The 14347-nt window shown below is 65.7% G+C and carries 1 protein-coding gene; it reads left to right on the forward strand.

The features are described from left to right. Window positions 1–185: 185 nt before the first annotated feature. On the forward strand, window positions 186–14249 hold the full coding sequence (locus tag LQG66_RS29460) for a filamentous haemagglutinin family protein (RefSeq protein WP_231319344.1): 14064 nt from the start codon (window positions 186–188) through the stop codon (window positions 14247–14249). The last annotated feature ends 98 nt before the right edge of the window (window positions 14250–14347 follow it).

Raw genomic sequence — 14347 nt, forward strand, 5'->3', positions numbered from 1 at the left:
GCGCGGCGGCGGCATTGGCCGTCCATTGGCCGAATCTCTTTCGGTGTCGGCCCCGATCAATCGTCTGTTTACCAGTGAGCCGAGCCGCGGCGGCCGCGTCCATGACGCGCGCCTGCAGCGAGCGCGGCGGAAATCAGGAGCGAACGATGTCGCAGGGCAGGTCAACGCACGCGAGACGAGCTGCAATGGCGGCCTCGCGCCAGCGACGTGCCGCGCGTTCGAGCGGCATGTTTCAATGCGCGGCCGGGATCGAGACGCAGCCGCCTGCTGTGGCGCCGATGGCCGCGCAGCGGCACGTCTCGCGCCGGGTGGCCCCATCCCGTTTCCACCGGCTGGCGTGGCTCGGCTGCGTGAGCGCGCTCGCGCTGTTTTTGAACGGCGTCGCGGTCCAGGCGCGTCCGCTTGGTGCGTCGGGCGCGGCATCGGCGGCTGCGGCGGCGAGCGCTGCAGCCTCGGCTGCTTCCCAACAGGCGGCAACGATCGCCAAGCAGTCGCAAGATGCCATGGCGAAGGCTGCCGCCATGCTGAAGGCGATGCAGGCAGCGCAGGCGGCCGCCCGCAATGTCGCGACGACCGGCACGTCGAACAGCCTCGGCGGCGGCCTTGCAACTGTGACCGATGGTCTATCGCCCGGCGGCCTCGTGGTCGATCCACGCGTCGTGAACGCCTCGCAGGCCGGCACGGCGACCAACCTCTGGAGCGGAGCCGGCCAACCGGTTCAGTCCGCGAGCAACGGCCAGACCACGGTCACGATCAAGCAGACCGCCTCTCAGGCGATCATGACCTGGTATCAGTTCAATGTGGGCAGGAACACCTCGCTCGTCTTCGACCAGCAGGGCAATCCCGGCTGGGTTGCGCTCAACCGGGTGGACGCGACCGGCAGGCCGAGCCAGATCCTCGGCAACATCAAAGCCGATGGCTTGGTACTGCTGATCAATCCGAACGGCATCATCTTCGGCGGCAGCAGCCAGGTGAATGTGGGGTCGCTGATCGCGAGCACCCACGATATCGCTGGAACCTCGACCGCTGCTGCCTCGGCCTTCTCCGGCACGAGCCCGAACTACAGCGTGCAGAGCGTCACCGCGAACGGTACGTCGTACGCGTTTGCCGCGCCGGCCAATGAGAGCAGTGCCAACGACTACTTCTCGCAGAACGGGCTTTTCGTCACGGCTGCAACGAACAGCAACGGCGTCGCGGTGGCCAGCGGAAAATCCGCCGTCTTCGTGATGGGCGATCAGACGCTGGGATCGCTCGGGGGCGGCGGCATCGTGGTGCAGCCGGGTGCGAACATCACCGCCAACCCCGTGGGCTCGACGACCAGCAATGGCTATGTCGCGCTGATCGCGCCAACGGTCACCAATTCCGGCACGCTGACCGCCAACAATGGCCAGATCGTCCTCGCAGCCGGGAGCGGGATCGTCCTCACCGAGCCGTTCTCGACGGCGACGGGGGTCAAGCAGGCGCTGACGGCGACCTCCTTCGCGCCGGGCACGACGACGGTGTCCGTCAACGTGGTGAACGGGGACCAGATCGTGCTCTCGCCGGCGGTCACGACCACATCGCTCACCACAGCTCTGCCGAATGGCGGCCTCGTCACAAACGACGGCCTGATCGTCTCCAATGACGGTGCGATCAGCGTCGTCGCCGACAGCATTCGCCAGCTCGGTGTGATCGAGGCCACGACGAGCGTCACCCGACCCGGGTCGATCGGTCTGAGCACATCCTACACAACTCCGACGACCAACGGAGCGATCGGGAGCATCGTGCTCGGACCGAGCAGCCTGACGACGATCTTGCCGGACGAGACCAGCAGCACCATCCCCACCAATACGGCCACGTCGACCTACTTCGCGGCCAACATCCAGCCGCAGGTATCGATCAAGGCGAGCGGTGACGTCGACCTGCAGGGCGCTTCAGATGGTACTGGAGGCGCGTTCCTCAGGGCGCCCGGAGCGGCCGTCGAGCTGACGGCCGGAACTCTGTCAAGCGGGACGACCGGCACGGTTCTGATGGAAGCCGGCAGCAGCATCGACCTGTCGGGTCTTGCCGGCGTGACCTTGCCGACCTCCAACTACATGTTGACTTTCAAGGTGACTGCTGCCGAGGTCGCGGATACGCCGCTGGCGCGGGGGCTGATTGGCAGCACCGTCACGATCGATGCACGACTGAGTGGAACGCGGGCCGACGGAGTTTCGTGGGTCGGCTCGCCGCTTCTCAACGCGCAGGGCTTTACCGGCCTGATTCCGAAGACGATCGACGAGTTGCTGACCGTGGGCGGAAAGCTCGCGATCACGGCGGGACAGAACGCGATCACGCTGCCGGGCTCCACGATCAATCTCTCCGGAGGCTATGTCCAGTATGCCCCAGGATTGGTCGCCACGACGCGTGTGGTCGGCTCCAACGGCCGCGTCTACAACATCGGCAGCGCGCCGTCCGATCTCAGCTATGCGGTTCTCGGCGGCTTCAGCGTCGATCATGCGCGCTGGGGCGTGAGCGAAACCTATGCCAGCGTGTTGGCGGGCGGCTACTACGATCCAGGTTACATCTCCGGCCGCAGCGCCGGCTCCGCCAACTTCACCGCGACCGCCCCGATCCTGGAAGGATCGTTCGCGACGGCGATCGTTGCCGGCGAGCGTCAGCGCGCCGGACTCGAAGCGATGCCGAACGGCGCCGGCCTCAGCGTGGCCCTGTCGGGCACCAACAGCACGACCTACACGGTGCTGCTCGAACCTCGAGCCGACGCCGGTTTGGATCCATTCGGCCTGTCGACGTTCAAGCTCGGAACATCCTGGTCTCCGACGCTCGTCGCGCTTGCCGACGGTACGCTGGCATTCCCAGTGTTCAGCGACCTCCTCACATCGTCAGCCTTCCGCAGTGTCAGCATCAACACCGGCAGTAATGCCATGCTGCAGATGACCGCGGATGCCGCGCTCACCGTGCTGCCCGGCGGCAGCGTGACGCTCGGCAATGTCGAGCGGATCGACGGAACCATTACGGCGCGCAGCGGCAGCATCACCCTGACAGGCTGGACGCTCACCGACGGGATGACCGTGAGGCCTATTGCGCAGTCGGTGGCGCTTCAGGATCTCCTCGTCACGGGTCGGCTCGACGTCAGCGGACTGTGGGTCAACGACAGCGGCGCCGACACTGGCTCGCTGCTCGGATCCGCCTATGTCGACGGCGGCTCGGTGACGATCAGCACCCTTGCGAGCAGCGATCGCGTTACTCAATTGATTGGTACCGGTACCATCACCTCGGGACGTGATTTAGGCAATTCAACTAATTACGTGATCCAGTCGATTTCAGACACCACGCGCAGCATCAGGCTGGCGCAGGGGAGTGTGATCGATGCGTCGAGCGGCGGCTATATCGATCGCAACGGTGCGCTGAAAAAGGGGACGGACGGCCTTCCGCTCGGCAAGGGCGGCAGCGTTGCATTGAAGACCTATAGTGCCCGTGATGGGTATAATCTCATACTACCGATCTACGCAACCGCGTCGACGAATATCGTGGGCTCGCCCTCCGGTCTCCTCGCTGCGGCCGGAACCGGATTCTACTACTATAGCGACAATGGGACGGGACTGACCACAATCGTCCCGTTGAGCGATCGCGCCAATACCTATCTGGAGGGCAACATCTACGCCCGGGGTTTCGCCGGAGGCGGCACTTTCACCCTGCAGGCGCCTTACGTCCAGATCGGCGGCACCAGCGCGATCTCCTACGGTGCGGGTGAGACCCAGACTGGCGGCGTCGGTCAGATCAACCTGCCGACCGCCTTCTTCAGCAACAGCGGGTTCGGCAGCTACGCGCTGATCGGGCTGGCGGAAGCCAATGTCGCCGCGAACACCGCGCTGACGCTGCAACAGTCGAATCTCCTGACCCCGGCTCCCGGATCGCTGGCAGGGGTCGCGACGAATGCTGCAAAGGCGAGCGATCTTGCCCAGGCCGGGACCGTGATCGATGGCCTGCGCAAGCCGCTCAACCTGTCGCTCACGCAGTCCGGCATCGATCTGTCCTCGTCCGGATTTGCGAACGTGACCGGCGGCATCAATGTCGGCACCGGTGCTACGATCACGACCGATCCCGGTGCGACAGTGAGCTTGGTCGCCGATCAGGCCGTGAGCTTCAAAGGCAGCATTGCCGCCGGGGCGGGTGCCACGGTCACCATGGTCTCGAACAAGGCCGCCTTGACCGTCGCTGGCAGCGTCAAGGCGCAAGGCGGGGCGATCAACCTCGTGAGCTCCAGCAATCTCACGATCGCTGCCGGCAGCATGCTGGACGTGAGTGGCGTGTTCGTGCCCGATCCAACGGTGACCCGTTATACGACCGGAACGGTCTATGATGGCGGCACGGTCACCCTGCTCAGCAACGCCGCGGTCGAGGTGCAGCCAGGCGCCGCGATCAACATCGCCGGCGCGGCGGGGGTGATCGAAGTCCCCGTCGGGCGCGAGCTCCAGACCCAGGCGGTGTGGAGCAATGGCGGCACGCTGCAGATCGGAGGCGTCACGGTCTATCTCGGTGGCGCGCTGGCGGCGGCCGGCGGGGCGCCGCTGGCCGCCGGCGGATCGCTGTCGCTCGGCGATTTCGCGCTGCCGGGGACGCTGGTGCCCTATGGGTCGGCCTTCAACTCCGTCTACAGCGCCGACGCGCAAACCGTGATCGGGATCGGGTCCGGGATTCTGATCGCCCAGAGCGGTCTGGCGACGCCGTCCACGACGGTCACGCTGGCCGCCGACATGCTCAACAATAGCGGGCTCAGCTCCGTGTCGCTCGCGGCCGGAGGATTTAGTAGTGGCTTGCAAAATAAAGCCACGATCGGGTTTGCCGGGTCGACAGAGATCAGCCTGCCGGGATCGCTGGTGCTTCACAGTGGGAGCAACCTGATCAGCATTCTGCAGGCCGGCGCCAAGCTCGCCAATCTCAATGATACTCCGACGAGCGTCGGCGGCGCGACCGTCACGCTCGACGCCGGTTACATCCGGCTGGCAGGGACCAGCTATGAGCAACTGATATCGCCCCCGGCAGCGAAGAATCGGGCCGACGGCACGCTTTATGTCGGCTCGGATGGCGTATCCCATGGGCGCTTTGTCACGCAATGGATCGATCTCCAGGGTGACCTGTCACTGGTGAATGTCGGCAATGCCGCGCTGACCACGGCCGGCGCGGTGCGGCTGCTGCCCGGCCGCTATGGCAGCGAAACCCTCTTGCCCGCTAGCACCACCACGCTCGGCGGCTATTTCGTCACACCCGGTCGCCTCACCATCACGGCGTCCGAGATCTTTCCGGCCACGAGCACCGCCTACCTGCTGATGTCGACGATGAGCGTCAGCGATTCCTCGCCGACGCTCACCATCAAGCAATACGCGAACAGCCAGCCGACCGCGCCGCTGTCGGCTGGCGGCACGCTCGTGCTCGACGCGCAGAACATCGAGCAGGACGGCACGCTGTGGGCGCCGCTCGGCAATATCGTCATCGGGCTGCGCTCGGCGGCCGACATGCCGCTGGCGGTGACTCAGTCGGTCGTGTCGCCATCAGCAACGGCCTATTCGGGGGCGTTGGTGCAGACCCAATCGGTGGCTCTCGGCGCCGGCGGACTGACTGCGGTCTCGACCGGCGGGCTCGACATCCCCTATGGAACGACGGTCGATGGCGCGACCTGGTATTACGGTATCGATCTGAACGCGAACGTGACGAACAGCGCAGGCACCAAGGCAGTTCCCCAACAAACCGCAGCGCCGGCAAAATCGATCAGCGTCTTCGGCTCCTCAGTCAAGCTGGGCGGCAGCATCGATGCCAGCGGCGGCGGCGACGTGTATGCGGTCGAATACGTCCCGGGTACCGGCGGGACCCGCAACGTCCTGCTCAACTATCAGCAGGTTTCAACGGTCACCTCGAGCAGCACGAGCACCAGCTATACGCCGACATATGCCGACGGACGCCAGGTCTACGCGCTGGTGCCGGCCTACGAGGCCCAGGTGGCCGCCTACGACCCGGTCTTCACGACCTATCCTTATTATTCCGGGAAGAGCGTCACGTCCGGCGGTCTGGCCGCAAGCGGGAGCAAGCTGTCGAGCTTCCCTGCTTCAGCCATGAACAATGCTGCCGGGATCGCGCCGGGGACCTCCGTCACCTTGAGCGGTGGCAACGGAATCGCGGCCGGCACCTACGTGCTGCTCCCCGGCATGTACGCGACCTTGCCCGGCGCCTACCGTGTGGTGCAATACGCAGCCAGTGCTGCAGCATCGACCGGCAGCTTCACCGGGGCCGACGGCTCGGTCTATGTGACCGGCTCTTTCGGCAATGCGATCACGGGGACCCGCTCGTCGCAAACGGTGCTGTTCCAGCTGCAATCGCAGGCGGTCTGGGGACAGTCCTCGAAGATCAACATCACCAGCGGCACCAGCTATTTCTCGAGCTACGCGGCAAACAACGGCCTCGCACCGACCGCTTTGCCGGTCGATGGCGGACTGCTCGTGATCGGGGCCACGAGCAAGCTGACCCTCGGCGGCAACAACAATTTCGCGGCAGGCAGCAGCGATCTTGCGCCGGCGGTCCAGGGGGCGACCGGACAGATCGACATCGCGGCCGCCAACATCGCGATCGTCGCCAGCGATCGGCTGGGCCAGTTCGGCACCGTCGCCGCCGATGGCAGCTTCACTGCGAGCACGGCGTTCAGCAATTATCTGTTCCTGGATGCCGACCAGATCAGCAATCTCGGCGCGGGCAGCGTGCTGATCGGCGGTACCGCGTCCGTCACCTCGCCGGGCTCGGTCACCGCGGTCGCCACGAATCTCGAGGTCGCATCCGATGCGCAGCATGCGCTCGGCAGCCCTGAGCTGATCCTGGTCACCCAGGCAGGCGGCGCCCGGGGGCTTACGGTCGACGCCGGCAGTGTGGTCACCACCAAGGGAACCGTATCCGGGACCAGCCGGAACATCACGCTGACCGGCGATGGCGCACTGCTGCGGGTATCGAACGGCCGCATGGTGTCCGTCACCCGCAGCGGCGCCACCGGCACCGGGAGCTTCGCCATCGGCACGGCCGTCGGAACGGCGCAGCTCGTCGCCGGCGCCGGCGTCGTGATCATGGCCGGCAACTCGCTCATGGTCGATACCAGCGGCTCCGGTGCGTTCGCGCCCGATTTGGCGAACAGCAATGGTGCGTCCACGACCGGCGTCACGCTCAAGGCGCCGAACCTGTCGATCGCCGCGAACACGATCAATTTCGGTCCCGAAGGTCTGGCGGCAAGCGGCCTCAATCTGACGCCCGATCAGTTCAACAGCCTGTTTGCCGGGGCCACGTCGGTGACCTTGCGCAGCAACACCGGATTCGACTTCTATGACCAGGCAGGTCTGACGCTTGGCGACGCCGCCAATCCGATCGGCACGCTGACCTTCGACGGCTCCGGCTTCTATAGCATCGGCAGCAACACGAGCGGGGCTGGTGCCGCGGATTGCTCTGCCTATTGCGCCACCATCGCGGCCACCAACATCACCCTCGTCAACAGCCGCGGCGTGTCCGGTGTCAGCGCCGATCCGACCGTCGCCGCCGGCGCGGGCGGCACACTCATCCTCAATGCTGCCAAGGTGATCACCGCGGACGCCGGCGCCAAGAGCTTCGGCGGATTCAGCAAGGTCAATTGGAACGCCGCCGAGAGCATCACCTTCACCGGGACGGGCAGCATCGATGCGGCTGCCGCCACCGCGACGGCAAAGTTCAACCTCAGCTCGGTCAAGATCAACAACGCCGGCACGGGATATACCAGCGTGCCGACGGTGACGATCTCCGGCGCCGGTGGAACGACGGCGACCGGCACCGCGCTGCTCGGCATCGTGTCTTTCAACGTGCCTGCGGGTGGCAGCGGATTGAGCTATCGCAACGGCGACCTGGTCACGATCAAGGACTCGGTCACCGGAGCGACCGCCACCGGCACGGCCGTTGTCACCTCCACCGGCGCCATCAGCGGCGTCAACATCATCTCGAGCGGGTCGGGCTTCAGCGGCGTCCTCGCCAATTTGACAGTGACCGTGACCGCCGGCTCAGGCTCGGGCGTCGCCATCGGCACGGCAGCCGCACCCACCGTGGGGCTTCAACCGCAGTTCGGTGTGGTCGGCGTGAACGTGACGGGGGGCACCGGCTACACGGGCATTCCGACGGTCACGATTTCTGGCGGCGGCGGCTCCGGTGTCTCCGTGCAGGCGGTCGCCACGGTGAGCTCGCTGACGGTCGCCAATGGCGGCACCGGTTACACGAACGCGCCGCTCGTCACCATCACCGGAGGCGGCGGCACCGGTGCGGCGGCGACGGCTACGCTCGGCGGCACGGGCATTTCCGGGCTGACTTTGACCAACGGCGGAACCGGCTACACCAGCGCGCCGACCATCTCGATCTGGGGCGGCTCCGATCTCACGCTGTCGGCGCCTGACGTCGTGGTGAAAGCCGGCGCCAATCAGACGGTCACGGCGCGCGGCAATCTCGTGGTGCAGGGCAATGGCGCGAGCGTGTTCGCCGCCGACAACAGCATCAGCGGCACGCTGGCGCTGACCGGGGCATCGGTCACGGCCCGCAACGGCGTGCATATCGATGCCGCCGGCGGCAAGGTCAGCCTGACTGCGGCGGCGGGTGACGTCGCGGTCACGTCCGGCGCCGCGATCAACGCCCAGGGCGTGCGCCTGCCGGTGAACGATCAGTTCATGGATGCGCCGGGCGGCAGCGTGCAGCTGATCTCCAGCCTCGGCAATGTCAGCATCGTCGGCGCGACGATCGACGTCTCCAATCCCTATGCCGGTTATGCCGGCTCGCTCGCCATCCAGACCGGCAACAACGGCACGACCGGCACGGCCACGCTGGCCGGCACGCTGAACGGGGCGGCGCAGTTCAACGATCTCGGCGGCACTTTCAGCCTGCTCGCGGGCAACCTGAACGGCACGCTGCCGCTCGACGGCGCGACGCCGAACTTCTCGAGCAGTTTCACGGTGACCTTGCAGACCGGCAACATCGAGCTTCCGGCCGGCGCGACCCTGACGTCGCGCAACGTCCAGCTCACCGCCAATGGTGGCAGCGTCAATGTCGGCGGTACCATCGATGCGCGCGGTCTCAGCGGCGGCCAGATCTCGCTGTTTGGAACAGGAACGTTGCCGTCGTCATCCGGCTGCACGAGCTCTTGTGGCGTGTGGATCCAATCGTCCGCGCGGCTGCTTGCGAGCGCCGTTACCCAGGGTGATGCCGCCTTCAGCCGCTATTCCACGCTCGACAATGGCGCCACCAATCCCAATGGCGGCACCATCACCCTCGCCACGACGGGAACGCCGACGCCGAACGCCTATGATCCCACCTACGGCTTCGAGCAGGTGACGAGCGCCAATTCCGGCTGGATCAAGGTCGACGCCGGCGCGATTCTCGACGTGAGCGGCGGGCCCACGGCGCCCGCCGGCCAGGTCATCGTGCGCGCGCCACTGCTCAGCGACTCCACGGTGAACGTGCGCTTCAAGGGCAACGTCGTGACCAATGGCGCGACATCCGGCGGCGGACTGGCGCTGAATGCCTATGCGACCTGGAGCACCACGGACAGCACGACGGCCGGCCGTCATTTCGACGGCATCATCGATCCTGCCGGCTGGTTCGACGGCACGGGCACGCGGGTCGCCGGCACCGTGATCGCCGGCGATACGATCAGCTACAGCACGACGACGACCTTCACCGCGGTGCCGACGATCCTGGTCGGCGGCGCCAGCGGCGTGGCCACGGCGATCATGACCACCCAGACGGGGAATCTAGCGCCGACAACAGCCAACAAGGGATCGGGCTTCGGCACACCGCTGACTCGTACCTGCAAGGGGGGTGGTGCGACATGGACCTGCTATTCCGACGCTGCCATGACGCTCAATCCGGTCCTCGTGACACTGACGGGCGGCGGCAGCGGCAGCGGACTGGTCGTCAGCAAGGTGACCTTCAGTTCGGGGGCCGTCACCGCGGTCACCGTGGATAACACCGCCGCCATCGGCTATACCAGCTCGGTCACGTTAACCGTGACCGGAGGCACGACGGCGGCAACCGTGACAGCCAACCTGCTCATCGCCGGCCTCGTCCCCACCAATCCGAACACGACCTACGCCAATGCTCCAGCCGTTACGGCGAACGGTGTGGCCCTGACCGCCAAATATACGGTCCAGCAATCCTATTCGCTGTCGCAGACGACCAACGTCGCGCAAGGCATCGGCATCTTCGTGCCGACCACGGCGAACGCCGATCACGTCAATTTCTATCAGACCACGCTGACCGGATTGGTTCAGAAGTCGTTCGCGAACTCCGTCAGCGCGGGGGACGGCGACGCGTTCGATTTCGCCAGCGGGCTCGGCGCCATCCTGCACGTGCGTCCCGAGATCGTGCTGTCGAACCCGTCATCCTCGATCAATGGCGGCAACGTCACCGTCGCCAGCAACTGGAACCTCGGCGGCGTGAAGGGCCTGACGAACGCCACGGCATTCACGGCCGTGAACGGCACGTCGGTCGCCGCGAATAGCGTGATCACCGACGTCGCCGGCAAGCTTCTCGCCAACTACACGAACTACACCGGCCAGCTCGTCGCCACGGCCAATACGCCCCTGGCCTATCGAACCGCCGGTGGGGAGCCCGGCGTCCTGACCGTGCGTGCGGCCAACGACGTCGCGGTCAAGGCGACCATCAGTGATGGCTTCTACGAGACACGGGACTACTTCGGTGGATCCGTTGCCGTGGCCGACCTGATCGCCAACAATCCGGCGCTGTCGGGCAAAGTGGCCGATTACAATACGACGGCCGCAGCGGACCTGATGTCGCGCGTCCAAGGCGTCAACAACGGCTCGTTCTCGATCAACCTGGTCGCGGGCGCGGCATTCACGCCCAACCGCGACACGACGGTGAACCCATACGCGGTCACACCGGTGTCGGCGCTCACGGGCGCCTTGACCGGCAACGTCAACATCAGCGGTCGCGTATCGACCGTCACGAAGGTTCCCACTCTGGTGCGCACGGGCACCGGCAGCATCACCATCGCGGCCGCCGGCAACTTTCAGCTCCTCGACAAGTCCGTGCCGGGCGCCGTCTATACTGCGGGCGCGGCGACATCCACACCCGCCGATTTCACCGCTGTGACGGTCCCGTTCAGCGACAATTGCGGGGGCAGCGCCTGTACGAACGGATCCGTTAACACACCGACCTGGGGAACTGGCGGCGGCTCCGTGACCATCACCGCCGGGCAGTCGATCGTAGGCGTCGAGACCACGATCAACGATGCGTCGGCAACTTATTCGAGTTCCATGCAGCTGTGGAGCAACTGGTACTTCCATGGCGGCTGGGGCAACGGCACGGCGACGCCATTCGCCAATTGCACCGCGTTCAACAGCTGCCAGACCGCAGCCTGGATCAACTACGCATCGTTCTTCCAGGGCATCGGCGCCCTCGGTGGCGGGAACGCGACCCTGTTGGCGGGGAGCGACATCAAGCAGATCGGGGTCTCGCTTCCGGAGACCCTGATCGTCGCCGGCGGCCTCACCGCCAGTGATCCGGCGCACATGATCACCTATGGCGGCGGCAATCTGCTGGTGCAGGCCGGCGGCAATTTGCTGAGCAGCGACTTCCTGGTTGGTCTCGGCAGTGGCCGGATCAAGGTCGGCGGCACGATCAGCGCGGATCCCAACTCGTCGGCTTCGGCGGCGCTGGTGACCGGAAATTCCAATGCGACTGCCAAGTCGGCCAATACGTCGCCGACCGGCAAACCCCTGGACTTGATCCTCGGCGTTCAGAACGGCTTCATCAGCGCGATGGCGGGTGGCAGCATCAATCTCCTGTCCGTGTACGATCCAGCTCAGCTCGCGGTAAGCTCCGTCACATCCACCAACCTGCCGGGCGGAGCCACAGTTTCTACATCGTCCTGGATGGGTACGCCGTTCACCAGCTACGGAGCCCAGAGCGGGGTTTCCCTGACCGCCGTTTCCGGCGACGTCACGATAGCAACCGCGACCGCGAGTGCGGTCGTGGCGAAGGGAGGATCCGTCATCACGGGCACCTCCGTCCCGGGGCTCTATCCCGCCAACCTTGACGCCACGGCCCTGAGCGGATCCATCGTCATTGGTGCTGTGGCGCAGATCATCAATATCGTCCCAATCCCGAGTTCTTCTGGTACGGCTACAGGAACGCTGTCGTTGATGGCGGCCCAGTCGATCAATATCGGCGCCGGCTCAGGGATCATCATGCAGGATCTGGCGACCGGAGCGTCCAGCAAATACGTGCATAGCGCCGCCAGTTCCGTCACGAGCTACATCAATCCGCTCGGGCAAACCTTTGCCGATCTGACCCAGGCGCTGCACGCCAATGACCCGGTGCCCGTCATCATCGCCGCGGGACAGGATATCACGATGGCGAGCACCGCCACCATCACGCTGATCAAGCTGGCCGACATGACCGCGGGTAACAACATTCTGTCTGAATTAGCGATCACGTCGGCTGTCGACGGTGTCCCGCAGTCCAATGCCGGACTTGCGACCATTACCTTCCAGAACAATAATGTCAGCGATGTCACCTCGATGGTGGCGGGAAACTCGATCATCGGTGGCTCCTATGTTCTCTACGGTCCCGGCTCGTGGCTGATCCAGGCTGGGCGCAACATTGGTCCGCTCCGCCAGAGCCAGAACCAGAACGGCTATGCGGGCCTGGTTGCGGCGGGCAACGGCACCAACTACGGCACCAATACGGACGTTCCGGGAAAGCTGGTCAAATACCTGCCAAACCAGAGCGCCGACATCTACGTGATGGCCGGCGTCAAGCCGCAGCGCGTCGATTACGCAGCGGTGATCGCCGAATATGTCGACCCGGCCCGGTCAGGCACCAGCGGGATCGATCTGCTGCGGCTCATCGCCGCCAAGCTCAACGACGGGATCGATCCGGCCAAGTCGTGGGACGCCGCCACCCGCGCCAAGGCATGGAGCGACTTCAATGCGCTTGCCGTCGACAAGCAGCACGGCCTGGTCGATCAGGCGCTGAGCGGCTATTTCGGAACCGGCGCGCGCGCCAACTACATCGCCTTCATCAACAACTACATCGCGCCGACCGCGCCGGATGTCGGCTTCGATTTCCTCGGCGATATCGCCGGAGTTCTCGGTATTTCCAGAGACGCCGCGAGTGCGAGGTTCGCCACCATCGCCGCCGGACAGGATACGCCCACCTTGCGCGAGAAGCTCGCGATCAACAGCAGCTTCAACGACTTCCTCATCCGGGTCGGCAAGGATCGCAACGATCCAACCAGCGCGTATGCCGGCGAGTATGGCCGCGCCTATGCCGCGATCTCGACGCTGTTCCCGGCGGCGCTCGGCTATACCGACAACCGCCCCGTCAACGGCGTCAACGGCGCAGCCAGCCGCGTCGTGACCGGCACGATCGCGCTCGGCGGCTCGGTGCTCGAGACACAGATGGGCAGCGACATCAACATCCTGGTGCCCGGCGGCAACATCAATGTCGGCCGCAATGGGAAAGACCTGCTGTCTCCCATCCAGGAAGGAATTCTCACGCTCGCCGGCGGGACGATTCGCGGCTACAGCGACGGCACGATCCAGCTCGCGCAGAGCCGGGTCATGACCATGCAGGGCGGCGACATCGACATGTTCTCCGCCAATGGCGACATCAACGCCGGGCAGGGCTCCAAGACTTATGCGGCCAGTCCGCCGCAGCAGACCATCTGCGACGCCAACGGCTATTGCTACCTCAATCCGACCGGGCTGGTGACCGGCGCCGGCATCGCGGCACTGGTCACGCTGAAGGGGCAGGACCCGAGCAAGAGCGACGTCAACCTGTACGCACCGACCGGCACGATCGACGCGGGCGCGGCCGGCATTCGCGTCGCCGGCAACCTCAGCCTCGGTGCCGCGCACATTCTCAACGCCTTCAACATCAACGTCCAGGGCTCGACGACGGGTCTTCCGACCGTCGCGCCGCCGCCATTGGCGGCCTTGACCCTCGGCAACAACACGGTGGCCGCGCCGCAGAAGCTCGCGCCGTCGCAGCAGCCGTCCACTGATGCGCGGCCGTCGGTGATCATCGTCGAAGTGCTCGGCTATGGCGGCAGCGGCCAGGGCGGTTCCGGCACCGACACGCCTGCACGCAGTGGTGCGGGCCAGATCGGCGGCAACAACAACGGCGCCGCGGCGCCTCAGGGCAGCGGAACCAAGCCCGACGCCTGCAAGGATGGCGCAGCGGAGTGTCGGCCGCAGCCGTGAGCCGACATCATGTGGCTTCGCGCGAGCGGGCGCGTAGCGTCACGTCGTTTCGTCGCACGGTGAGCTGTGCCTTCCATGAGACCGACGGCGGGAGCCGG

The sequence above is a fragment of the Bradyrhizobium ontarionense genome, from assembly GCF_021088345.1.
Classification (GTDB): domain Bacteria; phylum Pseudomonadota; class Alphaproteobacteria; order Rhizobiales; family Xanthobacteraceae; genus Bradyrhizobium; species Bradyrhizobium ontarionense.